General features: G+C 64.8%; 27 protein-coding genes. 7 read left to right on the plus strand and 20 right to left on the minus strand.

The features are described from left to right. Position 1: 1 nt before the first annotated feature. Positions 2–1,063, minus strand: a complete 1,062-nt coding sequence (gene pheS, locus MUN23_RS01270) for a phenylalanine--tRNA ligase subunit alpha (RefSeq protein ID WP_248761728.1) — start codon at positions 1,061–1,063, stop codon at positions 2–4. A 200-nt stretch (positions 1,064–1,263) separates the two neighbouring features. Between pheS and MUN23_RS01275 the strand changes: the two genes are divergently transcribed. The 3 genes from MUN23_RS01275 to MUN23_RS01285 all read left to right on the plus strand — a co-directional run bounded on the left by MUN23_RS01275 (position 1,264) and on the right by MUN23_RS01285 (position 3,624). Then, positions 1,264–1,746: a hypothetical protein gene (locus tag MUN23_RS01275; RefSeq protein WP_248761730.1), complete on the plus strand. Its 483-nt coding sequence runs from the start codon at positions 1,264–1,266 to the stop codon at positions 1,744–1,746. A gap of 2 nt (positions 1,747–1,748) precedes the next feature. After that, positions 1,749–2,405 carry an SIMPL domain-containing protein gene (locus MUN23_RS01280; protein WP_248761731.1) on the plus strand — a complete coding sequence of 219 codons (657 nt, stop codon included), beginning with the start codon at positions 1,749–1,751 and terminating at the stop codon, positions 2,403–2,405. A gap of 91 nt (positions 2,406–2,496) precedes the next feature. Next, a complete protein-coding gene (locus MUN23_RS01285) occupies positions 2,497–3,624 on the plus strand; it encodes an Rv2578c family radical SAM protein (RefSeq protein WP_248761732.1) in 1,128 nt (375 codons plus the stop codon). A gap of 10 nt (positions 3,625–3,634) precedes the next feature. Here the strand turns inward: MUN23_RS01285 and MUN23_RS01290 are convergent, their stop codons facing one another. From MUN23_RS01290 to MUN23_RS01305, 4 genes are all read right to left on the minus strand, one after another. Further along, positions 3,635–4,438, minus strand: a complete 804-nt coding sequence (locus MUN23_RS01290) for a MetQ/NlpA family ABC transporter substrate-binding protein (protein WP_248761733.1) — start codon at positions 4,436–4,438, stop codon at positions 3,635–3,637. 70 nt (positions 4,439–4,508) lie between these two features. Further along, positions 4,509–5,210: a methionine ABC transporter permease gene (locus MUN23_RS01295; protein WP_248761734.1), complete on the minus strand. Its 702-nt coding sequence runs from the start codon at positions 5,208–5,210 to the stop codon at positions 4,509–4,511. Next, positions 5,207–6,187 (minus strand): methionine ABC transporter ATP-binding protein, encoded by a 981-nt coding sequence (locus tag MUN23_RS01300; RefSeq protein WP_248761735.1) that lies wholly within the window; start codon positions 6,185–6,187, stop codon positions 5,207–5,209. Before MUN23_RS01300 ends, MUN23_RS01295 begins: the two co-directional genes overlap by 4 nt. 161 nt (positions 6,188–6,348) lie before the next feature. Further along, the gene (locus MUN23_RS01305) at positions 6,349–6,801 is read right to left on the minus strand and encodes a (deoxy)nucleoside triphosphate pyrophosphohydrolase (protein WP_248761736.1); all 453 of its coding nucleotides are present in this window, start codon (positions 6,799–6,801) and stop codon (positions 6,349–6,351) included. Between the two features lie 68 nt (positions 6,802–6,869). Here MUN23_RS01305 and MUN23_RS01310 point away from each other — a divergent pair, with 68 nt between their 5' ends. Further along, positions 6,870–8,078, plus strand: a complete 1,209-nt coding sequence (locus MUN23_RS01310) for an MFS transporter (RefSeq protein WP_248761737.1) — start codon at positions 6,870–6,872, stop codon at positions 8,076–8,078. 59 nt (positions 8,079–8,137) lie between these two features. Here MUN23_RS01310 and MUN23_RS01315 read toward each other — a convergent pair whose 3' ends face one another. Continuing rightward, positions 8,138–9,142: a cation diffusion facilitator family transporter gene (locus MUN23_RS01315; protein ID WP_248761739.1), complete on the minus strand. Its 1,005-nt coding sequence runs from the start codon at positions 9,140–9,142 to the stop codon at positions 8,138–8,140. 203 nt (positions 9,143–9,345) lie between these two features. On the opposite strand from MUN23_RS01315, the gene MUN23_RS01320 reads away from it, so the two are divergent. After that, positions 9,346–9,621: a GlsB/YeaQ/YmgE family stress response membrane protein gene (locus MUN23_RS01320; protein WP_056342958.1), complete on the plus strand. Its 276-nt coding sequence runs from the start codon at positions 9,346–9,348 to the stop codon at positions 9,619–9,621. 78 nt (positions 9,622–9,699) lie between these two features. On the opposite strand, the gene MUN23_RS01325 is transcribed toward MUN23_RS01320, so the two are convergent. The 4 genes from MUN23_RS01325 to infC form a co-directional block, all read right to left on the minus strand. Further along, positions 9,700–10,593 carry an RNA methyltransferase gene (locus tag MUN23_RS01325; protein ID WP_058929456.1) on the minus strand — a complete coding sequence of 298 codons (894 nt, stop codon included), beginning with the start codon at positions 10,591–10,593 and terminating at the stop codon, positions 9,700–9,702. Positions 10,594–10,642: 49 nt separating this feature from the next. Beyond that, positions 10,643–11,098 carry a 50S ribosomal protein L20 gene (gene rplT, locus MUN23_RS01330; protein WP_056342954.1) on the minus strand — a complete coding sequence of 152 codons (456 nt, stop codon included), beginning with the start codon at positions 11,096–11,098 and terminating at the stop codon, positions 10,643–10,645. Positions 11,099–11,217: 119 nt separating this feature from the next. Next, positions 11,218–11,412 (minus strand): 50S ribosomal protein L35, encoded by a 195-nt coding sequence (gene rpmI / locus MUN23_RS01335; RefSeq protein ID WP_009358635.1) that lies wholly within the window; start codon positions 11,410–11,412, stop codon positions 11,218–11,220. Positions 11,413–11,528: 116 nt separating this feature from the next. After that, positions 11,529–12,665 (minus strand): translation initiation factor IF-3, encoded by a 1,137-nt coding sequence (infC, locus tag MUN23_RS01340; RefSeq protein WP_256468682.1) that lies wholly within the window; start codon positions 12,663–12,665, stop codon positions 11,529–11,531. 312 nt (positions 12,666–12,977) lie between these two features. Between infC and MUN23_RS01345 the strand changes: the two genes are divergently transcribed. Then, positions 12,978–13,364, plus strand: coding sequence for a DUF1844 domain-containing protein (locus MUN23_RS01345; protein WP_056342948.1), 387 nt, complete (start codon positions 12,978–12,980; stop codon positions 13,362–13,364). A gap of 157 nt (positions 13,365–13,521) precedes the next feature. Here the strand turns inward: MUN23_RS01345 and MUN23_RS01350 are convergent, their stop codons facing one another. From MUN23_RS01350 to MUN23_RS01385, 8 genes are all read right to left on the minus strand, one after another. Further along, a complete protein-coding gene (locus tag MUN23_RS01350) occupies positions 13,522–14,826 on the minus strand; it encodes an MFS transporter (RefSeq protein WP_248761741.1) in 1,305 nt (434 codons plus the stop codon). A 55-nt stretch (positions 14,827–14,881) separates the two neighbouring features. Continuing rightward, positions 14,882–15,778: an SseB family protein gene (locus tag MUN23_RS01355; protein WP_248761742.1), complete on the minus strand. Its 897-nt coding sequence runs from the start codon at positions 15,776–15,778 to the stop codon at positions 14,882–14,884. Positions 15,779–15,787: 9 nt separating this feature from the next. Next, positions 15,788–16,534: a bifunctional 1-(5-phosphoribosyl)-5-((5-phosphoribosylamino)methylideneamino)imidazole-4-carboxamide isomerase/phosphoribosylanthranilate isomerase PriA gene (gene priA / locus MUN23_RS01360; protein ID WP_058929461.1), complete on the minus strand. Its 747-nt coding sequence runs from the start codon at positions 16,532–16,534 to the stop codon at positions 15,788–15,790. A 58-nt stretch (positions 16,535–16,592) separates the two neighbouring features. Further along, complete coding sequence (locus MUN23_RS01365) at positions 16,593–16,751, minus strand: hypothetical protein (RefSeq protein ID WP_248761743.1); 159 nt, start codon at positions 16,749–16,751, stop codon at positions 16,593–16,595. Continuing rightward, positions 16,752–17,483, minus strand: coding sequence for an imidazole glycerol phosphate synthase subunit HisH (gene hisH / locus MUN23_RS01370; RefSeq protein WP_248761744.1), 732 nt, complete (start codon positions 17,481–17,483; stop codon positions 16,752–16,754). It abuts the gene before it with no gap. Then, positions 17,480–18,106: an imidazoleglycerol-phosphate dehydratase HisB gene (gene hisB, locus MUN23_RS01375; protein WP_058932709.1), complete on the minus strand. Its 627-nt coding sequence runs from the start codon at positions 18,104–18,106 to the stop codon at positions 17,480–17,482. The genes hisH and hisB overlap by 4 nt, the downstream gene beginning before the upstream one ends. 79 nt (positions 18,107–18,185) lie before the next feature. Further along, positions 18,186–19,304, minus strand: coding sequence for a histidinol-phosphate transaminase (locus MUN23_RS01380; RefSeq protein WP_248761745.1), 1,119 nt, complete (start codon positions 19,302–19,304; stop codon positions 18,186–18,188). A gap of 78 nt (positions 19,305–19,382) precedes the next feature. After that, entirely contained in the window at positions 19,383–19,823 is a 441-nt protein-coding gene (locus MUN23_RS01385) for a LysM peptidoglycan-binding domain-containing protein (protein WP_371876024.1), read from the minus strand. Between the two features lie 358 nt (positions 19,824–20,181). On the opposite strand from MUN23_RS01385, the gene lexA reads away from it, so the two are divergent. Then, positions 20,182–20,928: a transcriptional repressor LexA gene (gene lexA / locus MUN23_RS01390; protein ID WP_248761748.1), complete on the plus strand. Its 747-nt coding sequence runs from the start codon at positions 20,182–20,184 to the stop codon at positions 20,926–20,928. 74 nt (positions 20,929–21,002) lie between these two features. Here the strand turns inward: lexA and MUN23_RS01395 are convergent, their stop codons facing one another. Both MUN23_RS01395 and hflX read right to left on the minus strand, forming a co-directional pair. Continuing rightward, the gene (locus tag MUN23_RS01395; protein ID WP_248761750.1) at positions 21,003–23,060 is read right to left on the minus strand and encodes an ATP-dependent DNA helicase; all 2,058 of its coding nucleotides are present in this window, start codon (positions 23,058–23,060) and stop codon (positions 21,003–21,005) included. Next, positions 23,053–24,618 (minus strand): GTPase HflX, encoded by a 1,566-nt coding sequence (gene hflX, locus MUN23_RS01400; RefSeq protein WP_248761751.1) that lies wholly within the window; start codon positions 24,616–24,618, stop codon positions 23,053–23,055. The genes MUN23_RS01395 and hflX overlap by 8 nt, the downstream gene beginning before the upstream one ends. Between the last annotated feature and the right edge of the window lie 339 nt (positions 24,619–24,957).

Here is a 24,957-nt window from a genome sequence, read left to right on the forward strand (position 1 = left end):
GTTAGATCTCCATCCCGAAGTGCTCGCTGAAACGTACGTCGCCTTCGATCATGTCGCGCATGTCGCCGACGTCATTGCGGAACATGAGCGCGCGCTCGATGCCCATGCCAAATGCGAAACCGGAGTAGATATCCGGGTCGATGCCCGCGGCGCGGAGGACGTTGGGGTTGATCATGCCGCAGCCGCCCCATTCGATCCAGCGCGGGCCGCCCTTGGCGCCCGGGTGCCAGATGTCCAGTTCCGCAGAGGGTTCGGTGAAGGGGAAATAGTTCGGGCGCAGCCGGACGGACGCCTCGTCGCCGAACAGCTGCCGGGTGAAGTGCTCCAGCGTGCCCAGGAGGTCGGCCATGCTCAGGTTCTTGTCGATGGCCAGGCCCTCGAACTGGTGGAACACCGGGGTGTGGGTCGCGTCCAGTTCATCGGTGCGGAACACCTTGCCGGGGCAGAGGACGTAGATGGGTACTTCGCGTTCCAGCATGGAACGGACCTGCACCGGGGAGGTGTGCGTACGCATCACCAGGTGGGCCTCCGGCGGCTCCACGAAAAACGTGTCCTGCATTTCGCGGGCGGGGTGGTCCGGCTTGAAGTTCAGGGCGTCGAAGTTGAACCATTCGGATTCCACCTCGGGGCCTTCGGCGATTTCCCAGCCCATGCCCACAAAGATGTCCGCCACGCGGTCCTGCAGCGTGGAGAGCGGGTGACGCGCTCCTGCCCGACGACGGCGGGGTGCGGCAGTGACGTCGACTGTCTCTTCCAGCAGGATCCGGGCGTCGTTTTGGGCTTCCAGCTCGGCGGTGCGGTCCGCGAGCGCCTTGTTGACCCGGCCACGGGAGGAACCCATGAGTTTGCCGGCTACGGCTTTCTGGTCTTTCGGCAGTCCGCCGATCTCCCGGTTGGCCAGGCTGAGCGGTGACTTCTCACCGGTGTGGGCCAGCCTCACCGCCTTGAGTTCGTCAAGGGTGCCTGCGCCGGCAATGGCGGCGATGGCATGGTCTACAGCGGCAGTGATGGCGGCTTCATCCGTAGGGTTCGGGATGGCGGCGCCCGGCAAAGTTTCAGTCATCTACTGTTCTTAGCTACGAGTCGGGGCTGCCGGTGAGGGGTGCAGCCGTGCGCGGTTTCCCGGCAGCGCATCCGTCACTGGCAGGTCATGTTGTGGATTCACCCAAGATGAAGGCACTCGATGACCAGGTCAGGGCACACCGGTCAAACTGGCGGCCACTATCCTCCAGTCTAAGTGAAGGCTCCGGCTACCATGGCCTCATGACACAAGGTCAGGGCCTGTCAGCCGCGCAGCTGTTGACGCCGGGGCAGCGGGTACGACAGCTCGCCAACCTGGCCAACGGCACTACCCTGCTGGGCCTGGCCGTTGCCGCGGCTGCGGGAACCGCCGTCAGCAAAGGCCCCCGCGGGCTGGTCATAGCGTCCGGCTACCGGTGGCGCATTCCGTATGCGGGGGCCTTCACCCTGGGCAACGTGGTCATCTGCCGGATCCGGACTGAAGAACTGACGTCCATTCCGGCGCTCCTGGGGCATGAGGAAAAGCACTGCAGCCAGTACGCCTACTGCCTGGGGTTGCCCTTCCTTCCGCTGTATTTCCTGGCCGCCGGCTGGTCGCAGCTCCGGACGGGCAATCCGGCGTCGGCAAATTTCTTCGAACGGCAGGCCGGCCTGGCAGCCGGCGGTTACGTTGACATCAGGAAACCAAAGCCAGCGCCCCATGGGGCCGGCGGAATCGAGGTCTGACAATGACGGGCGAACCCAACACCACGACCAACAACAGGACCATCACCGTGACCGGAACGGGGACGGCGGAGGCGCCACCTGACTTACTGACGATTTCCGTGGGCGTCGAGTGCCGGCGGGACAGCGTGGGCGCCGCCTATGCGGATGCAGGAACAGCGTCCGCAGCTGTATCTGGTGCGCTCCGCCGGCACGGCCTGGCCGACACGGACATCCGGACCTCCGGACTGAACATCCGGCCTGAGATCGTCTGGCGCGACGGCGTGGGCCAGCAGGTGACCGGGTACGTGACCTCCAGCATGCTCACCGTGCGCCTGCGGCAGGTCAGCGCGGCATCCGCCGTTATTGCCGCCGCAGTAGACGCCGGCGGCGATGACGTGCGCCTGAACGGACTGGAACTTGGCTTCTCGGATGTGTCAGCCGTCGCCGCCCTCGCCCGGGACGCTGCATGGCAGGATGCCTCAGCCAAAGCCGAACAGTTTGCATCCTTGGCGTCCGCGCGGCTTGGCGCGGTGATGTCCGTTGCCGAGCACCCGGATGCGCACGGGCCCATCCCGGTGGCCCGGATCCAGCGCGCCGCCGCCAGCGAAGCCATCAGCGTGGAGGCGGGCCACGCGAGCATTAACGCCAGCGTCACCGTGGTGTGGGAATTGCTGGCCTGACGGTTCCCGCAGCCCGGCGCCGAACCCGCGGCGCGGACTTCCGCGGTGTCCGGTCCTTGACTTATGTTCGAACATATATTCGAATGGAGACATGAGATGGGATGCACAAGCGCTGATGCCCCGGCCCGCCGATGACCTCGGAAGTGGCCCATCACCTGCCCTGCTCCCCCTTGCCGGGTTGGTCCGTTCTGTGACCACCCCCGAATTCGCCGGCATCACCTTCCACGAGGTCACCGCCAAATCGGTGCTCAATAAGGTGGTGGCCGGGTCGCGGATGCCGTTTGAGTGGACTGTGAACCCGTACCGCGGCTGCAGCCATGCCTGTGTTTACTGTTTTGCGCGCAAGAGCCACACGTATCTCGACTTTGACGCCGGCCTGGATTTCGACAGCCAGGTGGTGGTCAAGGTCAATGCGGCCGAGGTCCTCCGGAAGGAGCTGGCCAAACCGTTCTGGGGCCGTCACCAGGTGGCGCTTGGCACCAACACGGACCCCTACCAGCGGGCCGAGGGCCGCTATCAGCTGATGCCGGGAATCATCACGGCGCTGGCTGAATCAGGTACGCCGTTGTCCATCCTCACCAAGGGGACGCTGCTCGCCCGGGACATTCCGCTCCTGAAGCGGGCTGCCGCCCAGGTGCCGGTAGGGGTGGGTATTTCATTGGCGATGACGGATGAGGCACTCTCGGAAGCCGTGGAACCGGGCACGCCCGGGCCTCGGGCGCGGCTGAAGCTGGTCTCCCGCTTACGCGATGCCGGGCTCCCCTGCGGTGTTATGGCGATGCCTATCCTGCCGTGGCTGTCCGACAGTGACGAAGCCCTTGATTCCCTGTTCGCTTCGTTGGCCGCGGCCGGTGCCACGGGCGTCACCGCCGGCGCCCTCTACCTGAAGCCGGGAACACGCGAGTGGTTTTTGCAGTGGATTGCCAAGGACCATCCGGAACTGGCTGGCCGCTACCGGCGCCTCTATGGCACAGGGTCCTACGCGTCCAAGGAATACCGCACCTGGCTCGCCGCAAAGGTGCGCTATTTCAAGCACCGGCACGGCTTCACCAGCGGCCACGGCTTCAGCCACCGTGACCTCGAGGACGATCCCCGTGGCGAGGAAGCCCAGTATCCGGCGGGGAGTATCCCGTCTCCCGGCGTCGGCATACAGGAGCGGCCGGCTGGGGAGTCCCAACCGGCCGCCGCCGGGCCGCGTCAGCAGCCCACCCTGTTCTAGGGACGGATTCCTAGCTGGCCGGAATGACCAGGCCCTTGTACTTCTCCTGCAGGAAGTCCTTCATGTCCTGCGAGGTCAGGATCTTGTAGAGCTTCAGGACCCGGGGATCGTCCTTCATCTCGGCTTTGACTGCCAGCACGTTGTAGTAGGCGCTGTCTTTGCCTTCCACCAGCAGCTGCTTGTCGGCGCTCAGGCCGGCAGGCAGTGCGAAGGCCAGGGTCACAATGGCGGCGTCCTTGTCGTTGAGGGCCTGCGGGAGGCTGGCGTTCTCAATCTCGGTGAACTGGATGTTCTTCGGGTTGGCCGTGACGTCCTTGAGCGTGATGGGGTTCTCGGTCACCTCGATGAGGCCCTTGGAGGCAAGCAGCTTGAGGGCCCGGGACTCGTTGGTGGGATCGTTCGGGATGGCGATGCTGGCGCCGTCGGGCAGGTCCTGCAGCTCGGCGATGTCGTTCGAGTAGAGGGCCATCGGCGGCAGGTAGACCTTGCCGACGCTGACCAGGTTTTTGCCGGAGGCCTTGTTGTAGGTCTCCAGGAACGTGGTGTTCTGGAAGAGGTTGGCATCAATGTCACCGTCGCTGACGGCGGGGTTCGGCGTGTTGTAGTCGCTGAACTCCTTGTACTCGACCGTCAGGCCTTCCGCTGCTGCAAGCTCGCGCTGGACGTGCTTGACCATGTCCCCGGCGGGGACGGCGAGGGCGCCCACCTTGATGGTGCTGGACGCCTCGGAGGAGCTACTGGAACCGCAGGCGGACAGTGCCAGGATGGCTGCGATACCGGCGGCGGCTGCTTTGAGGACATGTGTTCGGATCATGGGGATCTCTTTCAGGATGGTGCGGGGTGATTTGGGGATGCGTCACTGAGGGAATTTCGGGGTGCTGTGGTCAGCGGTGGGAAAGCCTGCGTGCGGCGAAGTTCCCCAGGGACTGGAATATCTGGACGAGCAGGATGAGCAGGATGACAACGCCGAACATGTATTCGGGGCTGTAGCGCTGGTAGCCGTAACGGAAGGCAACGTCTCCCAGGCCTCCGCCGCCCACGGCCCCGACCATGGCGGAGTAGCCGATCAGTCCGACCACCGTGGTGGAAAGTCCGAGCGCCAGGGCAGGCACTGCCTCCGCAATCATGACCTTGGTCAGGATGGTCCAGCGGGTGGCGCCCAGCGACTGGGCAGCCTCCACCAGTCCAACGGGGACCTCGCGGATGCCTATTTCGACCAGTCTGGCGAAGAACGGGATGCCGGCAATCGTCAAGGGGACGATCGCTGCTGTGGGGCCGATGAAGGACCCGGCGATGAGCCGTGTGAACGGGATCAGCAGGATCAGCAGGATGATGAACGGAATGGAGCGTCCAATGTTCACCAGCAGGTCCAGGACCCGGTTCAGCACGAGGCCCAGCGCCCGGCTGCCAAACGGCCGGGACAGCAGTCCGCCGGATTCCGTGGTCACAAGCAGCACACCGGCGGCCAGCCCGAACAGGACGGTGAACAGCAGGCTGACGCCCACGGTGTAGAAAGTTTCGCCGGTGCCCTTGAGGATCGTCTCAAACCAGTCGGCCCAGAAGTACGGATCATTGCGGTCAATCACTTGATTACCTCCACAAAAAGTCCCTGCGACCTAAGGTCGGCTATGGCCGCGTCCACGACGTGCCTCTCGCCAGGGAGTTCCAGCCTGGTCCGGCCGGCCTGGTGTCCGTGGATCGTTTCGAGCGCGGCGCCGAGGATACCGACGTCGATGCTGTGTGTTCGCGCCAGCTGGGCGATGACAGGGCGGTCCGCGGTCACACCGGTGAAGGTGATCTCCACAATGGTGTTCGTGGTTTCGGGGATCTCACCGAGGGGAAACAGCGCGTGGCCGAGCAGGGACTTTTCCGTTGTCAGCAACTGCTCCACCGATCCCTGCTCCAGGATTTGTCCCTGGCTCATCACCGCGGCGGAGTCGCAGATCCGCTTCACAACGTCCATTTCGTGGGTGATCAGCAGCACAGTCAATCCGAGGTCATTGCTGAGCTGCCGGATCAGGTCCAGGATCTGCATTGTTGTTTCAGGGTCCAGTGCCGAGGTGGCCTCATCACTGAGCAGGACCGACGGGCTGGACGCCAGGGCGCGGGCGATGCCCACGCGCTGCTTCTGGCCGCCGGACAGCTGCGCGAGATAGGCGGAGGCCTTTCCGTGAAGGCCCACAAGCTCCAGGATTTCCAGCGCACGCGTACGGCGTTGCCCGCGGCTGGCACCGGTGATTTCCAGTGACAGCTCCACGTTCGCCTGGACTGTGCGGCTGCTGAGCAGGTTGAAGTGCTGGAAAATCATGCCGATGTTGTGCCGGGCCGCGCGGAGTTCCGCCCCTTCCAGGGTGGTCATCTCACGGCCGTCAACGGTGACGCTGCCGGTATCAGGACGCTCCAGCGAATTGATGGCGCGGATCAGGGCGCTCTTGCCGGCACCGCTCTGGCCCACCACGCCGAAGATCTCACCTTGGCGGACGGTTAGTGAGACATCGTCCAACGCCCGAACCCGGGCTGTCCCCGAGCCGTAGCTCTTGGTGACCCGGCTTACCGAAATCATGGCGCTCCTCAGAAGTTCTGTGCTGTGGTGAATCCGGAATGGCCTCCGGGGAAACGGCGCGCGCGTCTGGCGCGGCAATCCTAAAGATTCTGCCAACTCACAAAACCGGCACCCAAATCCGAACATAAGCCGCGTTTCGGGGCGTCGTGGCGTCCTAAAATTCAGCGAAGGGGGGCTGAGCCCACAGGCGTGCCCAGTGATTCAAGAAGTGCCCGGACAATCGGGAAGTCGGCGGGGATCCACGGAAGACTGAGAGCTTCATCACGATTCGTGGTGCTGATCCATCTCAGCTGGTCATGGTCTTCGAGCGGCTGGGGATCGCCGTCGGAAATCTCCGCGAACCACACCCGCATGCTGGCCCGCTCGTTCAGCCGCCAGCCAGCTGCCGTCCCGGAGGGGAGTTCCGGCCCCAGACGGACCTCTACGCCCAGTTCTTCCCTGAGTTCCCGGTGCAACGCGGCCTCGCATTTCTCACCGGCGTCCACTTTCCCGCCGGGAAATTCCCAGAGCCCAGCGAACTGCTCGGGAGCAGTCCGCCTGGCCACCAGCATACGGGCAGGGTTCGCCAACGAGTCCACTATTGCTCCGCCAACTACCTGTATCAGTCCACTCACCGCCCCAGTCTATGAGGGAGAATGGTTTACGGGCCTTCCCCCAAACATCCCCTTTGAAAAGCAGGCACATGAGCAGCGTCGTCCAAACCTCCACCGCGCCCAAGGCGAAGACTCCGCATGTTGGCGCAGCGATTTTCGCGCTGGCAATGGGCGGCGTCGGAATCGGTGTCACGGAGTTCACCATGATGGGCCTGCTGAAAGAGGTGGAACAAGGACTCGGCATCAGCACCCCGGAGGCCGGACACCTCATTTCCGCCTACGCCCTCGGAGTTGTGGTGGGCGCGCCGCTGCTCGCCGCAGTAGGTGCCAAATTGCCACGCAAATACCTCGCACTGGGCCTCATGCTGTTCTTCACGCTGGCCAACCTGACGTCCTATGTTGCTCCCGATTACGGGAGCATGCTGGTTTCCCGGTTTGCGGCCGGGCTGCCGCACGGTGCATTCTTCGGCGTCGCGGCTGTGATCGCCGCCTCCCTGGTTTCCCCCACACGTCGGGGGTGGGCCATCTCCATGGTGATGGCGGGCCTCTCCGTTTCGAACGTCATCGGCGTGCCCGCGGCCACCTGGGTGGGCCAGACCTTCGGCTGGCGGCTGCTGTTCCTCCTCGTGGGAGGCATTGGCTTGCTGACACTGGTGCTGCTGTGGCGCTATGTCCCGTACCAGGCCCCCCATCCTGACGCGAGCATCCGCCGCGAACTCGGTGCGCTCAAGCGGCTCCAGGTGTGGCTGGCCATCCTGATCGGCATCGTGGGTTTTGGTGGCTTCTTCGCGACCTACACCTACATTGCGCACACCATGACCCTGGTGGCCGGGATTCCGGGATCGCTGTTGCCCATTGTGGTGGCCCTCTACGGACTGGGCATGGTGGCCGGAACAGTCGTCGGCGGCAGGCTGGCCGACAAGTCAGTGATGGGGACGCTGTACTGGGTCCTGCCCGGGATCGCCGTCGCACTGGTGGTCTACGCGGTGGCTGTGCACTGGCCCTGGTCAGCCCTGGTGATGGTCTTTGTGGTGGGAGCGTCCGGCTCCATGCTGATCCCGGCCCTGCAGACCCGTTTGTTGGATGCGTCGCCGGACGCCCCCTCCCTGGCTTCTTCGCTGAACCACGCCGCGCTAAACGTTGCCAATGCCCTGGGCGCCTTCCTGGGCGGCCTAGTGATCGCCTGGGGCTGGGGCTTCGTGGCACCCGCGCTCGTGGGCGCCGTGTTGGCAGTCCTGGGCTTTGGCATCGCGCTGACCAGCGGCGTCCTGGAACGCAAAAAGCCGCTGGCCGCCTGATCCTGGGAACGGGCGGGCAGCGGCTTCACCGAAGCATTCGGTGCGCTGAGGAAGGAACGTCAGGCCTGCGCGTCCTGAGCCCCGGCCTCCGCGGCTAGCTGGCCGGCATTGGGAACCTGACCGGCGCCTGAGACCTCGTCCGTGCGACTGTCCTCGCGGTGCAGATCCGGTTCGAGGTAGATCACCCGCGCCATCGGAACGGCCGTGCGGATTCGAGACTCGGCACCATCAATCGCGGCGGCGATGTCCCGGCCGGTTTCTGCGGCACCCACGGAGATCTTGGCGGCCACCAGCAGCTCCTCCGGTCCGAGGTGAAGGGTCTTGAGGTGGATGATCCGGTTGTGTCCCCCAGCCTCGATGGCCTCACTGATGCGGGCCACGTCATCCCGGGTGGCGGACTCGCCCAGCAGCAGGGACTTGGTTTCGATAGCCAGCACCACAGCGATGGCCACGAGCAGCAGGCCGATCATGCCGGTACCCGCGGCGTCCCAGATCCCGTTGCCGGTGACGAGGGTCATGCTCACACCCACGAGCGCGAACACAAGGCCAAGAAGCGCCCCGAGGTCTTCCAGCAGGATGACCGGCAGCTCCGGCTGCTTGGCCGTGCGCACAAAGCTCACCCAGCCCTGCTTGCCGCGGACGTGGTTGGATTCGATAATGGCCGTCCGGAACGAGAAAGACTCAGCAACAATGGCGCCGATCAGCACCGCCAAAGGAACCCACCAGAAGTCCCCTTCGATGGCGTGCGGGTGCTGCAGCTTCTCCCACGCTTCGAACAGTGCAAAAAGCCCGCCCACGCTGAAGAGCACGATCGAGACGATAAAGGCGTAAATGTAGCGTTCACGGCCATACCCGAACGGGTGCTCCGGGCTGGCTGCCTTCCTGGCGCGCTTGCCGCCGATCAGGAGCAGCAGTTGATTGCCGGAGTCGGCAATCGAGTGGATGGCTTCGGCCAGCATCGACGAGGAAGCCGTCAGAAAAAAGGCCACGAATTTCAGGACGGCGATGGTCAGGTTTGCGGCTAGGGCCGCGACGATCGCCTTGGTACCGCCATTTGCAGCCACGGAGGCTTCTCCTCTTCACAGGTTTCAAGAACAAGCAGGGATATTCGCGGCGCCGCAGTCGGCTCCGCCCACGAATACCGTACCTTTTCGGGTGCAGAAGACGCACTTCTGACATGCACTAAGCCTGCTGACATCGGAGGGGCCGTATGTTAGCTTGAACACTAATCGGGACGTTTAATCCCGACGAATATGAAGGAGGAGACATGGGTTTTCTTGCTTGGATTATTCTCGGCCTCATCGTAGGGGCCATCGTTAAAGCCGTTATGCCGGGCAAAGTCGGCGGCGGCTGGGTGACGAGTCTCGTGCTCGGCGTTGTCGGCGCGATTGTAGGCGGCTGGATTGGCAGTCTCCTGTTCGGCAAGGGTGATCTTGCCTTCTTTGATCTGGGTACCTGGATCCTGGCAATCGTAGGCGGCCTGGTAGTTGCCGGCGTCTACGGCGCCATCACAGGACGTAGCAAGAGCACACGGGCGCCCTGATACCCCTACCTCATCTGATTCATACAGCAAGGGCCCCGGAGAACTTCCGGGGCCCTTGCCTTTAAGTCACGTATTCAGTCACGCTTTCTGGGACCTGGCACTCGCGTAGAGGCACACCGTGGCCGCCGTGCCGAGGTTCAAGCTTTCGGCTGCGCCGTATACGGGCACGGCCACCCGGTGATCGGCCAAGGCCAGTTCATCTTCGGCGAGCCCCTGGGCTTCGTTTCCGAACAGCCACGCTGTGGGACCCTCCAGGGCAAACAGCGATTCGACGCCAGGGCCTGCGATCCGGCGGGCGGCGTTTTCGTCCTGGAGCGTATCCAGGTTGACGTCACCGTCACCGTCAGCGGCCAGTATGCCAATCCCCCGCGCACGGCAGGCGGCTGCCACTTCCGCGATATCGGCGCCCAGGACCACGGGCAGATGGAACAGGGAACCGGCAGTGGAACGGACGGCCTTGGGGTTATAGATATCAACGCTGGACGAGGTCAGGATGACGGCGTCCGCCCCGGCCGCGTCAGCAGCCCGGAGTACAGTGCCGGCGTTGCCGGGGTCCCGGACCTGACACAGCACTGCAAGCAGCCGCGGGCCGGCGTCGAGGACCTGCTCAAGGCTCACGTCCAGGAAACCGCAGACCGCGAGAATGCCCTGCGGGGTAACCGTGTCCGCCATCGCGGCCAGCACTTCGTCGGTAGTGAGGTATGCGTCAATGCCCTCCGCGAGAGCCTCCAGGTCCGGGTGCCGGTCGAGGCAGGCCTCGCTCGCGTACACCTCATAGACGACGCCGGGCTCGCCCGCTGCAATCCTTTTCTGGTGCAGGGTGAGGGCCTCACGGACAGCTTGGGGACCCTCCGCCAGAAACTCGCTGCGCTTTAAACGGGCCGGGCGCCCGGCAAGCTGTGCCACCTTCCTCACCCGATCAGCTCGGGGGTTGGAGAGTGGAAAGTCTTGCGGGCGCCCGGTTTCGTTCATATAAGAACCTTAGTGGCTTCAGCCACCAGTCCCCGAACTGGCGTGAGTGCTACTTGGCAGCCACGTCAGCGGCAGGCTTTGCAGCCTTGGCCTTGGGTGCCTTGGCAGCCTTGGGGGCTGCGGCTTCGACGGCCGGAGCGGACGTGTCGGCAGGCAGGGAATCCTTGGCGATCTTCACCAGCGCGGCGAATGCGTTCGCATCCGAAACGGCCAGCTCAGCAAGCATACGGCGGTCAACCTCGACCTCAGCGGCCTTCAGGCCCTGGATCAGACGGTTGTAAGTCAGGCCGTTGGCGCGGGATGCAGCATTGATGCGCTGGATCCACAGGCGGCGGAAGTCGCCCTTCTTCTTCTTGCGGTCGCCGTAGCTGTACACAAACGAGTGCAGCAGCTGCTCTTTAGCCTTGCGGTACAGGCGTGAACGCTGTCCACGGTAGCCCTTTGCGCGTTCAAGGATAACCCGGCGCTTCTTGTGGGCGTTGACCGCCCTCTTCACACGTGCCACGTGCGTACTCCTTCGAAAATTCTGATCCCAAGCATCTACTGCCGGAACAACCGGCTGGCCTGAGAAGCCTTTTTGGTAGTTGACTGCTGCCAGGTGGCATCAGTCAGAGAACTTGGAACTTAGATGCCGAGCATCTTCCGGATGACCTTAGCGTCACCCTTGAAGACAATCTTGTCGCCGGCGAGGCGACGAGTCAGCCTGGAGGACTTGTGCTCAAGGTAGTGGCGGCGGTTGGCCTGCTGGCGGCGCAGCTTGCCGCTGCCGGTCAGCTTGAAGCGCTTCTTAGCACCACTGTGGGTCTTCATCTTCGGCATGGGAACCGATCTCCTTACGTGTCCACAGACATTGTCTGCAGTTCTTTCGAGCAGCCGCCCCTGCAGGCGGCATGCTGGTTGCGTACTGCGGGAGGATAACCTCCCGCAGCTTTGAACTAGGTAGTCTTCTTGCCAGCCGGCTTCGGAGCTGCCTTGGGGGCAGGCCTTGCAGCAGGCTTCGGCGCTGCCGGCCGGGCGATCGGCTTAGGCATCGGCACCGGCGGCCTCGGAGCTGCCGGAGCCGCAGCTTCGGCGGGCTTGGCAGCGACAGGAGCCTTGACGGGTGCCGGGGCAGCCTTGGGAGCCTCACGCTTGGGAGCAGCGGCCCTCGGGGCAGCCTGCTTGGGCGCCTCCTGGACGGCGGCTTCCTTCACGGGTGCTGCCTTGGCGGCGGTTTCCTTTGCAGGAGCTGCCTTCGCGGCGGTTTCCTTGACGGGAGCTTCCTTCGCCGGCGCTTCCTTGACAGGGGCTTCGGCTTCCGGAGCGGCTTCTGCAGGCGCCTCAGGTGCTTCAGACTGTGCCGGAGCTTCGATTTCCGGCTCAGTGGTGATGGCGAAACCTTCCGGCAGAAGGTCAGCCAGCGACTGCGTGAGCGGTGCCTGGTCGTCGCCAGAGACGTCGATGCGGCCGCCACCCGTAGCTTTCGCTTCGTTCTGCGCCTTGGCCTCTGCACGCTGCGATGCGCGGCGTGCCTCAGCCTTGGCTTCGGCCTTGTTCTTCAGCGGGCCCACAACCATGACCATGTTGCGGCCATCGATACGGGGGCTGGACTCCACAACGCCCACTTCGGCGACATCGTCAGCGAAGCGCTGGAGCAGGCGGATGCCCATTTCCGGACGCTGCTGCTCACGGCCGCGGAACTGGATCATGGCCTTGACCTTGTCACCGGCACCGAGGAAGCGCAGTGCATGGCCGCGCTTGGTTTCGTAGTCGTGGGTGTCAATCTTGAGGCGGAAGCGGATTTCCTTCAGAACAGTGTTGGTCTGGTTCTTCCGTGCTTCACGTGCCTTGACGGCGGCCTCGTACTTGTACTTGCCGAAGTCCATCAGCTTGCACACCGGAGGCTTGGCCTGCGGTGCAACTTCAACGAGATCAAGATCGGACTCGGCAGCCAAACGCAGGGCATCGTCAATACGGACGATTCCTACCTGTTCACCTGCAGGACCGACCAACCGCACCTCGGGGACGCGGATACGCTCATTGATTCTTGGCTCGCTAATGTTAAAGCTCCTGTGATTGATGTGGTAATCCACCGGCAAATAGAGAAGGCCCCCAACTGCCGGAGCAATCGAAGGCCTCGATGATCGGATGCACCGACCTCAGCAGAGGCAGTGCGCACTTCCCCAGGCTCAACGCCTGAAAGAACTGTCCGACCGGTACCCGGCAACCTTGCTTCCTCAGGAATTACTTCCAACGGGAAAACGGCTGACGCGGGTGGGAGAGTACTCCGCTTGCAAACTGCATGTCATTCTACAGAACAAATCCCGCCTAACGCAGCTAAGCGTTGGTGGGACCTTCCATAGCGAAATAACGACATCCAGTCGGTCTGTGACAAGCTTACCAGTATGAGCACCCCAGACAGTAATTCACACGTTTTCGAGGCCCCGGCCGCCAAGGCTGACGTGACCCAGCAAATCCGCGATATCTCGGAGGTGCCGGCCATCGAAGTCATCACCACGGCCGCAGTGCACCTGATGAGCGCAGCCGCCGTCAAGCTGGGCCTCGCCGCCGAGGACAATGCGGAGGAACTCAAGGACCTGGACGAGGCCCGCAAGCTCATCACCGCCCTTGCCGGACTGGTGACCTCAGCGGCCCCCGAAATCGGATCCCAGCACGCCGGCCCGTTGCGCGATGGCCTCCGTTCCCTGCAGCTCGCGTTCCGCGAGGAGTCCATCATCCCGGATGCCCCGGGCAAGGGCCCGGGCGAGAAGTACACCGGCGCCGTCAACTAGACCCAAAACAGCAAACTTCACAAAGTACGACGACGGCGGCGGACGGTCCACACGGACCCTCCGCCGCCGTCGTGTTTCACTTAGTTTTTGTCCAGATAACGGGACTTCCTCACCTGAAAAGGCGGAATATCTGGACAAAAAACTCTGGAGGCCAGCGTCAGACGGCGGCGCGCCGGCGGCGGTGGGCCTGGAGCAGCAGTCCCACCAGGCAGAACAGAACGCCGGCCACGCCCACGGAGACAAATCCGCCGGATGGTCCCACCCCGTCGATGAAAATTCCGGCAAGGGGCGCCCCGAGCGCCACCCCGGCAGTCAGCGCAGAGCCGTACCAGCCCATCGCCTCGCCGCGGCGGTCCTCCGCCACCAGGTCTGCCACGTGTTCTGAGGCGGCCGACAGGACAGGGGCGCACAACAGGCCCGGAAGGATCGAGACGAAGGCCAGCGTCCAGGTGTCCTGGGCGAAGCCCATCGGGATAGTCAGGGCCGCCATCCCCAGCAGCAGCAGGATCGGCGAAACTGGACGGTGCATGGCCCCGTAGACCAGTCCGCCGACCACCGATGCGGCGCACCAAAAGAGGAACACAATGCCGATTTCGCCCTGGTGCCCGCCTGTTTCCAGGGCAGCAACAATGCCAACGTCCGTGCCGCTGAGCACCATGCCGGTTCCAGCTGCCACTGCGAATACGGCCGCTACAGTGGCCGTGAGCCAGGCGAAGTTGTGGGCCACCTTGCCGCGCAGCCCCGCCGGCCCGCTGCGGGTGCGTTCTGCCCCTGCCGGGACGAGGTCTGCCGCTGCTTCCTGGAGGTGTGCCGGTGCGGCGGAAACCACAGCCACTTCCGCGGCGTGGCGCTGGTCTGCCTGGCACTCCTCAGTCTGCGTGGCACTTCGGGTAGGCGGGTTAAACCACATGAGGAACAATCCGGCCAGTGACGTGGAAACGCCCACCACGGTGAGTCCCAGAACGGTGAAGCCGCTGGTGGCCACAACAGCTCCGGCGGCAGGCCCGATCATAAACACCATCTCCGTGGCGATCGAGTCCAGCGCAAAAGCGGTCCGCCGCTGGTCGCCGTCCGCGAGGACGCCCAGGGACTGGCGGATCACACTGAAGATCGGCAACGTCAGCAGGCCGCCGACGAACACCAGCGGAAGCAGCCACTGGTAGGACACGTGAGGCACCACGGACCAGATGAGGGCCTCTGACACGACAGACGGAATCAGCGCCCGGCGCAGGCCAACAGTGTCCACGCGCCGGCCGCGCCATGGTGCGCCAACGGCAATGCCGATGGTCATTACAGCCGCTGCGGCACCGGCCGCTGCGTAGCCCTGGTCCAGGGTCAGCACGATGTGCAGGGTCAGCAGCATACCTGCCGCCGAGTGGGGGATGCGGGCGATCATGCCGACCAGCAGCAGCCGCCGGATGGGCCGGTGGGCCAGCAGCTCCCGGTAAAGAGCGAAGTTCACGGAAAATCCTTTGGGTCTGCCCGCGGCAGCCCGGGATCTCCGCGCCAACCGTCAGCTATTGTGCTGCGCGCCGCAACTTGATTTCGATCGAGTCAACACGCTCTCCAAACAATACATTCCGGGACCATGCCTGTTGGAGGCCGGACACCAGGTCCTGGACTGCCGGAGCGTCCAACCCATCCTCAAGGTGGAGCAGCACCTGGAGTTCCGGCCCGGCACCGCCCCCGGAGAGCCTGGCACCCGTACCGGAGAGGACAGCGACGCCGGAACCCGGGAGGAGGGCAAGCTTGCGTACCGCAGGGAAGGCGGCCGTTGCCTCAGCCATCTCGGCTGCCAACGCCGCATCTGTGTAGGAAGGGATCCACTCCCGCTGTTGGGCCAGCGCCCAGACGGCGGGCCGCCGGACCACGAACGTGACCTCCGAGCCCGGATCGAGCACCAGCAACTCGGCACCCTCGGCCACGGCTGAGAGTGCGGCCCTGGCGGCGTACACCGCGACCGGCCGGGCTTCTGGGTGCCAGGCAGCCAAGGCATTCGCCGAGCTGAAGGCCGGCATGGCCGTCCGGCCGTCGGCGGCCTTCAGGGTGACCATCGCCATGTCCGCCTGCTTGTCCGCGGCCAGGCCGTCGACGCCGGCCGCTTCCTCGCCGAGCTGGGCGATGATCGGGATAAAGACCCGGGCGGTGGCCAGCGAGGCCACCACAGCCGCTTCGTCGCCGTTGCCGTCAACCAGGGCCGCGACGGCGGCGAGGTAGCCGGCGTCGGCCGTTCCGTCGTCGTCCTCGAAGTTGTGGATCCTGGCGTCGTCCCCGGCGAGGCTCCGGCCTTCCCACGGCTGGCCGGCCGAGTCAGTACGGCCGCCCGCGCCCGCCAAAGCCGCCGCAATATGTCCCGGCAGATGGCGCGGCGGCGGCGATTCCGCTGCCGGATCGGCGTTGTGCGTGCTGTCCACGGAAACTGCCTAGCGGCGTCCGGCGACGTCGAGGGCTTCGGGGAGTGTGAAGGCACCGGCGTACAGCGCCTTGCCAACAATCGCGCCTTCCACACCCAGCGGCACCAGGGAGCGCAGCACTTTCAAGTCGTCCAGGCTGGAGATGCCGCCGGAGGCGACCACCGGTTTGCCGGTCTTCTCCACCATCTGGCGCAGGAGTTCAACGTTGGGACCCTGCAGTGTGCCGTCTTTTGTAACGTCAGTGACAACGTACCGGGAGCACCCGGCTTCTTCGAGCCGGCCCAGGACCTCCCAGAGGTCGCCGCCTTCTTTGGTCCAGCCGCGGCCTGCCAGCGTGGTTCCGCGGACATCGAGGCCGACGGCGATCCTGTCGCCAAAGCGGTCGATGGCACTGCGGGTCCACTCGGGGTTTTCCAGCGCCGCTGTGCCGAGGTTGACGCGGGCAACGCCGAGGGCCAGCGCCGCCTCGAGGGATTCGTCGTCCCGGAGTCCGCCGGACAGCTCCACCTTGATGTCGAGCCGGCCCACCACTTCACGGAGCAGCTCAGCGTTCGAGCCCCGGCCGAACGCGGCGTCAAGGTCCACCAGATGTACCCATTCGGCGCCCTGCTCCTGCCAGTTGAGGGCTGCCTCCAATGGCGTGCCGTAGCTCGTCTCGCTACCGGCCTCCCCCTGGACCAGCCGCACGGCCTGTCCGTTTACGACGTCGACGGCGGGCAGCAGTTCAAGAACCGGCAGATCGGTTGCGGTGGTCATCTCAAATCCTCTTGGGTGTTGGGTTGCTCGTGGAGGCGGAACTGGTGAATGCGTGGGGCTAGGTTCCAGGAAGCGTCAGCAGGTAGGCGGCCAGCAGCGCCATGCCGGCCAGGATGTAGAAGCCCACCTGGGTCCACAGCGGTTTGTGCTGCTGCCTGAAGGACAGGGCGCCGCCCACCAGGATGCCAGCCAGGCCCATCAGGACAATCGACCACATCTAGGCGGCCTCCGTGGCAGCTGGCTTGCGAAGGCCGTCTACCCAGTTGCGCAGCAGCCGTGCACCGGCGTCGCCGGATTTTTCGGGGTGGAACTGGGTAGCGCAGAGCGGTCCGTTTTCCACAGCGGCGATAAAGCGCGCGCCGTGCTCTGACCAGGTCACCAGAGGCGCGGTCATCCGAGGCTGGATCACGTCGAAGTTCCAGTCCTGGACACCATAGGAGTGGACGAAGTAGAAGCGCTGGTCCGCGACACCGGCGAAGAGTTTGGATCCTTCCGGAACGTCAACCGTGTTCCAGCCCATGTGTGGCACCACCTCAGCGGGAAGGAGTTCCACCTTGCCCGGCCACTCCCCCATGCCTTCAGCTTCTGTCCCGTGCTCCACCCCGGCCTCGAACAGGACCTGCAGACCCACGCAGATTGCCAGGACCGGCCTGCCACCGGCCACGCGCCGGCCAATCAGCCGGATGCCGTCCACGGCCTTGAGCTCGCGCATCACAGTCTCGAACGCGCCGACGCCGGGTACCACCAGGCCGTCGGCATTAAGCACGTCCTCGGGCTTGGAGCTGAGGATGACCTCGGCCCCGGCCCGCTCAAGGGCGCGCACTGCGGACCGGACGTTTCCGGAACCGTAATCCAGGACAGTGACCGTGGGCTTGCCTTCGGGCGAGACGGGCTTTTTACCGGCGGCCGGATCGATGACGGCGCCGTCCCGGAGGATTTGGCCGCTCACAGGGCACCCTTGGTGGAGGGGATTCCCTCCACGCGGGGATCGGGCTCGACCGCAGCACGCAGGGCGCGGGCGAAGGCCTTGAACTGCGCTTCCACAATGTGGTGCGGGTCGCGGCCCGCGATGACGTTCATGTGGAGGCAGATGCCGGCATGAAGCGTGATGGCCTCAAAGACGTGGCGGGTCAATGACCCCGTGAAGTGGCCGCCGATCAAGTGGTACTCCTGCCCGGCAGGCTCTCCGCCGTGCACCAGGTAGGGGCGGCCGGATACGTCGACAACGGCGTGCGCCAGGGCTTCGTCGAGGGGCACAGTGGCCTCGCCGAACCTGCGGATCCCGGCCTTGTTGCCCAGGGCCGTGCGCAGAACTTCACCGAACGTGATGGCGACGTCCTCCACCGTGTGGTGGACGTCAATGTGGGTGTCACCGGTGGCTTTGACCGTCATGTCAATGAGCGAGTGCTTGCAGAGCGCCGTCAGCATGTGGTCGTAGAACGGGACAGATGTGTCGATGTCCGAAACGCCCGTACCGTCGAGGTTAATCTCCACGAGCACTGACGATTCACTGGTGGCACGCTCCATGCGTGCGGTCCGGGGCGCGGCAGCGTTCGATCCGGTGAAGCTCATGGTCATATGTCCTTTAGGCGAAGTCAGTGGTGCGAAAGCGAAGGAGATGTGCCGGCGCGGCGGCGCCGATACTTCAAGTTTAGGCGGGCAGCCCGGCCTGGCTGGCCAGGATGCGTTCCAGCGACGTCAGGAAGGCTGTGGTCTCCGTCTCAGTTCCCGCCGTGACACGCAGGTGGCCGGGGATGCCGACGTCGCGGATGAGCACGCCGTCGTCCAGCAGCTGCTGCCAGACGTCGTGGGGGCTGTCGAGGCCGCCGAAGAAGACATAGTTCGAATCGGAGGCGGCAGGCTTGAGGCCCATCCGGGTGAGCTCCGAGACGATGCGGTCGCGTTGCTCCTTGATGTCCTCGACGTCGGCCATCAGCGCAGTGCGGTGCTGCAGGGCGGCGAGGGCCGTTGCCTGGGTGATGGCCGAAAGGTGGTAGGGCAGCCGGACCAGGCGGAGTGCGTCCGTGACTTCAGGAGCGGCCGCCATGTAGCCCAGGCGGGCGCCCGCGAGGGCGAACGCCTTGCTCATGGTGCGGGACACAATGAGGCGCTCCCGGCCGGGCAGCAACGTAAGGGCGCTCGGCGTTCCGTCGTGGGCGAACTCGTGGTAGGCCTCGTCAACGATGACGATGGTCTGGCTGGCCTCGCCGGCCTCGTACACGGCCTCCACAACGTCCAGGCCCAGGCCCGTGCCGGTGGGATTGTTCGGCGAGCAGAGGAAAACGATGTTGGGCTGAAGCTCTTTGACCTGCAACGCGGCCGACTCAGCACTGAGCCCGTAGTCGTCGGCCCGCTGCCCGACGATGTACCCGGTGTCCGTGCCGCTGGCCAGGAGCGGATACATGGAGTACGTGGGCGGGAATCCCAGGGCCGTGCGCCCGGGCCCGCCGAAAGCCTGGAGAATCTGCTGGAGGACCTCGTTGGACCCGTTGGCCGCCCAGATGTTTGTGGCATCCAGGCTGTGGCCGAGATACTCGGCCAGCGCTTCCCGGAGTTCGGTGAATTCACGGTCCGGGTAGCGGTTGAGGCCTGCCGCGGCTTCCGTCACGGCCACGCTGATCGCGGCTCGTACGTCCGCCGGGACGCCATGCGTGTTTTCGTTGACGTTCAGCAGGATAGGGACATCCAGCTGCGGGGCACCGTACGGGGTCAGCCCACGGAGGTTGGTCCGGAGGGGAAGTCTGTTCAGACGCTCTAGCTGGTCATTCACCTGAACAGTTTAGGTCCGAAGCGGACGGCCGGAAAATGTGACGGCCTGCGGCGGCACACGCCCGAGCCTGCAGGCTCTTTACCTGGTGGGGACGAAGAGTTGCTGTCCGGGGACAACGCCCCCGGCGGAAAGGTTGTTCAACTGGGCAATATCCGCGATGACATCACGGGGATCACGCTCGGGCGCCACCGCACTGGCAATCGCCCAGAGTGACTGGCCGGCCTGCACCGTGACCGAGACTGTTGGCGTCAGTGACAGGTCGGCGGCAGAATCGGCGGCCTTTGCCGGGGCGTTGAGGAAACCAGCCAGGGAAAGCAGGATTGCCGCAAGGATCACCAGCGGGATGCCGATGAGGACAATCCGGCCCCTGCGGGTCAGGCGCAGCGGCGGCAACGATTCCCTGCGCTGCCTTGGCGCCGAACCCGACGTCGAAACGGGTGCGGACCACTGCCGCGAGGTGAGGTCCTGCACGGAAATGAACTGCGGACGCGAGTCCTGCGAAGCAGAGATAGCAGATATAGCTGACATGAAATGAGCCCTCCTGGACCATACTGTGCTGCCCGGCGCGCCCTCCGCGTCCACTTGCCGGTACCAGCCTGAGCCGTCCATAGATTCGAATATTCGAATCCGCAAGCAACGAGTAGAACACATGTTCTAACTTTGCTTCTTCATTTTTAGCACTTATCAACGAATATTGTCGAGACTCGCTAGAACAAATGTTTGAAAAAGGCACGTGGCTGGCCTACGTTTGGATCAAAGAACAACCACCTCTGTAGTTGATCAGCAGGGTCTGACAATCAACTCCGACACCAGCCCCGGGGCGTTCCAGGCACCAGCGGCCGGAGCGGAGCCGGGCAACCGAAAGGCATTGGCGAACATGGCAGCACCAGCCGCCGAGGGCAAGGCGACACCGCAGCGCCGCCAGCCCCAACGGACCCCCAAGGGGCTCACCGCCCGCCAAAAGAAGATCCTTGAAACCATCCAGCGCTCGGTGAATGACAACGGCTATCCGCCGTCGATGCGTGAAATCGGTGACACCGTGGGCCTGGCGAGTTTGTCGAGCGTGACCCACCAGCTCTCGCAACTGGAGAAGCTGGGATACCTTCGCCGGGACCCCAAGCGTCCGCGCGCCATGGAAGTCCTGATGCCGTTGACGCTGGACGGCGGGTCCACAAAGTCCAATGGGACAACCAAGCCCTCAGTGCTGCACGGGATCGGCGGAACGGTCACCGAACTGCCCTCTGCCATGGACACCGCCATGGTGCCGTTGGTGGGCCGGATCGCGGCTGGCGGGCCTATTCTTGCTGATCAGGTGGTGGAAGACGTGATGCCCCTGCCCCGGCAGCTCGTGGGCCAGGGTGAGCTGTTTATGCTGCGCGTGGCCGGCGACTCCATGGTGGACGCTGCCATCTGCGACGGCGACTGGGTAGTGGTCCGACGGCAGGCAGACGCCTCCAACGGCGATATTGTCGCAGCCCTGTTGGACGACGAAGCCACTGTCAAGACCTTCCGCCAGCGCGATGGCCACACGTGGCTGTTGCCGCAGAACACCCAGTACGAGCCCATCCTGGGCGATCACGCCACAATCATGGGCAAGGTCGTCTCGGTCCTGCGGTCGCTATAGGACGCCAGCCGGCGCTGCACGCGCTGGCTAGGACGGGCCCTGGCTTGTCGGACCCTCGCAGGATCCGCGCGCAGTCAGGCGCCCTTCCCGGCCAGCCTTTCCAGGGCTGCGAACGCCGTTTTGCGGTCCGTGGTGGGCCAGAACGGCGGCAGCGCGGCGCGGAGGAATCCGGCGTAGCGCTCGGTGGCAAGGCGGGAATCAAGCACCGCCACCACGCCTTTGTCGCCGGTGGAACGGATCAGCCTGCCCGCGCCCTGGGCCAGGCGGATGGCCGCGTGGGTCGCCGATACGGCCATAAAGCCGTTTCCGCCGGCCTGCGCAACGGCGCGGGACCGTGCGGTCATCAGCGGGTCATCCGGCCGCGGGAACGGGATGCGGTCGATCACCACCAGCCGGCATGATCCGCCCGGAACATCTACGCCCTGCCACAGGGACATGGTGCCGAACAGACAGGTATCGGGCTCGTCGGCGAACTGCTTCACGAGGGCCGTCATGGTGGAGTCGCCCTGGCAGAGAATGCTGAGGCCAAGCCGGGGACGCATCGCTTCAGCGGCCTCCTCGGCTGCACGCCGGGACGAAAACAGGCACAGGGCACCGCCGCCGGACGCGCGGATCAGCGCCTCAAGTTCATCGAGGGCCTCCGGCGACGCCCCGCGGCCTGGCCTGGGGAGGTGCCCCGCGACGTAGAGGATCCCCTGTTTCGGATAGTCAAAGGGCGATCCGACGTCGATCCCGGTCCAGCTGGGCGCGCCCTCCCCCACCAGTCCCAGGCCGCCGGCAGCCGGTTCAAAGGCTGAGCCGATGGCAAGCGTTGCAGAGGTCAGCACCACGGTGTGGCCGGCGAAAAGCCCCTCGCGGAGCTTGCCGGCAACGCTGAGCGGCGCGATGTTGACCAGGACCGGCGCGGACTCGTCTGGCTGCGCATAGCCCTGCTGCGGATCGAAGGAACTTGCGCGGGAAAACCACACCACTTCCCGGTTTTCCCGGGCAACAATCAGCCGTTCGCAAAGTTCGAGGATCAGCATCAGGCGTGACCGCGCGAGCTGCCGCCCGCCGTCGGCCGTTTGGCTGCCGTCCCCCTTGGAATCGGACAGTGCAGCGCGGCAGGCCTCACGCAACTGGTCCACACAGTCCAGCTGTTCATCGTTGAGGCCGTTCGGGAGCAGCCCGTTGGGCACGTCGGCCAGGGCGAGTTCCAGGTTGGCGGCAGCTGCGTTGAGGGCATCCACGGTGATGGCCGTGTGTTTCCGTGCGCCCGACGCGGCAGCATGGACCATTGCCACGGAAAGTTGCCCCGACACCGCCCCGGTGACCCGGTCCTGCAGTTCGTGCGCCTCGTCCACCACCACAACGTCGTATTCGGGAAGCACTGCCAGGCCCTCAAAGGCGCTGACGGCGAGCATGGCATGGTTGGTGACCACAACGTCGGCCTCGGCGGCGTTGTGGCGCGCCAGTTCACTGAAGCATTCGGCTGCCATGGGGCATTTTTGGGCACCCAGGCATTCCATGGACGTCACCGAAACCTGCCGCCAGGCCCGGTCAGTAACGCCGGGAAGCAGTTCGTCACGGTCGCCCGTGGTGGTCTTCTCCGCCCACTCTCGCAGGCGCACCACTTCCTTGCCCAGCTGGGACGACGGCCCGCCCAATGCGGCGGCGAAATGCGGGACGCTGGTGTCTTCGCCGAGGGAGAACAGCTGGCCCTCGGCGGGTTCCTCGGAGGGGAACCCGCCTGCGAGCTTGTGCTGACAGACATAGTTGGACCGGCCCTTGACCAGGGCCACCTTGACAAGACGGTCCAGGGCAGGGGTGATGGTCTTCAGCAGCCGGGGAAGGTCGCGGCCCACAATCTGGGTCTGCAGCGCAAGCGTGGCCGTTGACACCAGGGTGGGCTTGTTACTCACGAGCGAGTGCGCAATGAGCGGAATAAGGTAGGCCAGCGACTTTCCGGTCCCCGTTCCGGCCTGAACCAGGAGGTGGTCGCCGGTTTCGATGGCCTTGGCCACCTGCCTGGCCATCTCGTGCTGCCCGCTGCGGCTTTGACCGCCCATGCCGGCCACGGCGCGGTCGAGCAGTTCGATCACGAACTGCTCGCCGGCCGTACCTTTGACTTCCCCCGCCGCAACCTCAGTCATGGTTGATGAAGGATTCCAGTTCAGCCGCAAGGCCCTCACGCACCATCACCAAAGCGCGGGTACCGTGCTCGCCATGATCCAGGCTCAGGATCTCGGCATCGGTCTCGTGCAGTTTGCTGATCAGGTCACCGCGGTCGTAGGGAATAAGGAGCTCCAGCTTCACGCCGGGCCGCGGAATCCCGTCACTGATGGCCCGCAGCAGTTCGGCGATCCCCTGGCCGGTGCGGGCCGAGACCACTACGTGGCGCGATTCGCGCTGCTTGAGGCGCTCCACCACGAACGGATCCGCGGCATCGGCCTTGTTCAGGACAATGATCTCGGGCACCTTGCGGGCATCCACTTCGCTGAAGACCTTCCGGACAGCAGCAATCTGGCCCTCGGGGTCCGGATGGGACACGTCCACCACGTGCAGGATCAGATCCGCGTCAGCCACTTCTTCCAAGGTAGAGCGGAAGGCCTCCACCAACTGCGTGGGCAGCGACCGGACGAAACCCACGGTGTCCGCGAGGGTGTATCCAAGGCCGTCGGAGGTCTCGGCCTTTCGCACGGTGGGATCCAGGGTGGCGAACAGTGCGTTCTCCACCAGCACGCCGGCGTCGGTCAGCCTGTTCAGCAGCGATGACTTCCCGGCGTTGGTGTACCCGGCAATCGCAACGGAAGGCACTGAATTACGACGGCGGTTGGCCCGCTTGGTTTCCCGTGCCGGCTTCATTGCCGCGATCTCGCGCCGTAGCTTGGCCATGCGGGTCCGGATCCGACGACGGTCCAGTTCGATTTTTGTTTCACCCGGTCCGCGCGAACCCATGCCGGCGCCAGCGCCGCCCACCTGGCCACCTGCCTGACGGGACATCGATTCACCCCAGCCACGCAGGCGTGGCAGGAGGTATTCGAGCTGCGCCAGTTCCACTTGGGCTTTGCCTTCACGGCTCTTGGCGTGCTGGGCAAAGATGTCCAGGATCAGGGCCGTGCGGTCAATGACTTTGACCTTGACGATGTCCTCGAGGCTACGCCTCTGGGACGGTGCCAGTTCGGCATCCACCACAACGGTGTCAGCCCCGGTGGCCATCACGATTTCCTTGAGCTCAAGGGCCTTTCCGGAACCCAGGAACGTGCCCGGGTCCGGTTTGGCACGGCGCTGCACCATCCCGTCCAGGACTTCCGAGCCTGCTGTTTCGGCGAGGGCGGCGAGCTCACGCAGTGAATTCTCCGCGTCCGCCAAGGTGCCTTCGGACCATAGCCCGGCCAGCACCACACGTTCGAGCCGCAGTTGCCGGTATTCGACCTCGGTGACGTCTTCGAGTTCGGTGGACAGCCCGGCCACGCGCTTCAGTGCCCGGCGTTCCTCCCGGTCCTGCTGGTCGCCGTCGTAGCTGGTGTGTTCGTCGTCCAAGCGGGAGATCGCCTGGGCCCTGCCGAACACGCCCTTGTCACCGTCTGCGGCGGTGACGTTCCTGGCCGGTACGTCCTTGGCGAGAATCCGGTCGATGACAGCTTGGATCTCCTCGGGACTCATGTCCTGGGCTGCTGGATCTGAACCGGTGTTGGGCTGGCTGGTCATGGTCTCCTTTGAAGTTTCGGCATTTTCAGAATAGTGCCGATCGTCGTTCAGTGGTGAAGTATTCGCGCTGGGCTGACGGCTTGCAGTCATCCGGGCCTCCTGGTCTGCTGCGCGCCGGTCGGGACCGGGCCGCGCAGGGTGTCTTCGCATCCGGGGATGCGTGGAATGGTGGAAAGCGCGGGCAAAACAGCAAGGACCGGCGGCGGCAGATCGCTCGAGTATTGCCCGGCGGCATACCAGATACGGAAGACCTGGTATGTGGCGCACTTGCGGAAGGTTAATACCTGCATCGCTGCGGGGCACGGCTTCGGAACAGGCGGCGTCCGGGAGGGACACCGG

The organism is Pseudarthrobacter sp. SSS035, assembly GCF_023273875.1.
GTDB lineage: Bacteria > Actinomycetota > Actinomycetes > Actinomycetales > Micrococcaceae > Arthrobacter.

What these genes read in the sequence shown, in the direction of transcription:
- pheS (WP_248761728.1), bottom strand. Translation starts at nt 1,063, where the DNA reads ATGACTGAAACTTTGCCGGGCGCCGCCATCCCGAACCCTACGGATGAA.
- MUN23_RS01275 (WP_248761730.1), top strand. Translation starts at nt 1,264, where the DNA reads ATGACACAAGGTCAGGGCCTGTCAGCCGCGCAGCTGTTGACGCCGGGG.
- MUN23_RS01280 (WP_248761731.1), top strand. Translation starts at nt 1,749, where the DNA reads ATGACGGGCGAACCCAACACCACGACCAACAACAGGACCATCACCGTG.
- MUN23_RS01285 (WP_248761732.1), top strand. Translation starts at nt 2,497, where the DNA reads ATGAGATGGGATGCACAAGCGCTGATGCCCCGGCCCGCCGATGACCTC.
- MUN23_RS01290 (WP_248761733.1), bottom strand. Translation starts at nt 4,438, where the DNA reads ATGATCCGAACACATGTCCTCAAAGCAGCCGCCGCCGGTATCGCAGCC.
- MUN23_RS01300 (WP_248761735.1), bottom strand. Translation starts at nt 6,187, where the DNA reads ATGATTTCGGTAAGCCGGGTCACCAAGAGCTACGGCTCGGGGACAGCC.
- MUN23_RS01310 (WP_248761737.1), top strand. Translation starts at nt 6,870, where the DNA reads ATGAGCAGCGTCGTCCAAACCTCCACCGCGCCCAAGGCGAAGACTCCG.
- MUN23_RS01320 (WP_056342958.1), top strand. Translation starts at nt 9,346, where the DNA reads ATGGGTTTTCTTGCTTGGATTATTCTCGGCCTCATCGTAGGGGCCATC.
- MUN23_RS01325 (WP_058929456.1), bottom strand. Translation starts at nt 10,593, where the DNA reads ATGAACGAAACCGGGCGCCCGCAAGACTTTCCACTCTCCAACCCCCGA.
- rpmI (WP_009358635.1), bottom strand. Translation starts at nt 11,412, where the DNA reads ATGCCGAAGATGAAGACCCACAGTGGTGCTAAGAAGCGCTTCAAGCTG.
- MUN23_RS01345 (WP_056342948.1), top strand. Translation starts at nt 12,978, where the DNA reads ATGAGCACCCCAGACAGTAATTCACACGTTTTCGAGGCCCCGGCCGCC.
- priA (WP_058929461.1), bottom strand. Translation starts at nt 16,534, where the DNA reads ATGACCACCGCAACCGATCTGCCGGTTCTTGAACTGCTGCCCGCCGTC.
- MUN23_RS01365 (WP_248761743.1), bottom strand. Translation starts at nt 16,751, where the DNA reads ATGTGGTCGATTGTCCTGATGGGCCTGGCTGGCATCCTGGTGGGCGGC.
- hisB (WP_058932709.1), bottom strand. Translation starts at nt 18,106, where the DNA reads ATGAGCTTCACCGGATCGAACGCTGCCGCGCCCCGGACCGCACGCATG.
- lexA (WP_248761748.1), top strand. Translation starts at nt 20,182, where the DNA reads ATGGCAGCACCAGCCGCCGAGGGCAAGGCGACACCGCAGCGCCGCCAG.
- MUN23_RS01395 (WP_248761750.1), bottom strand. Translation starts at nt 23,060, where the DNA reads ATGACTGAGGTTGCGGCGGGGGAAGTCAAAGGTACGGCCGGCGAGCAG.
- hflX (WP_248761751.1), bottom strand. Translation starts at nt 24,618, where the DNA reads ATGACCAGCCAGCCCAACACCGGTTCAGATCCAGCAGCCCAGGACATG.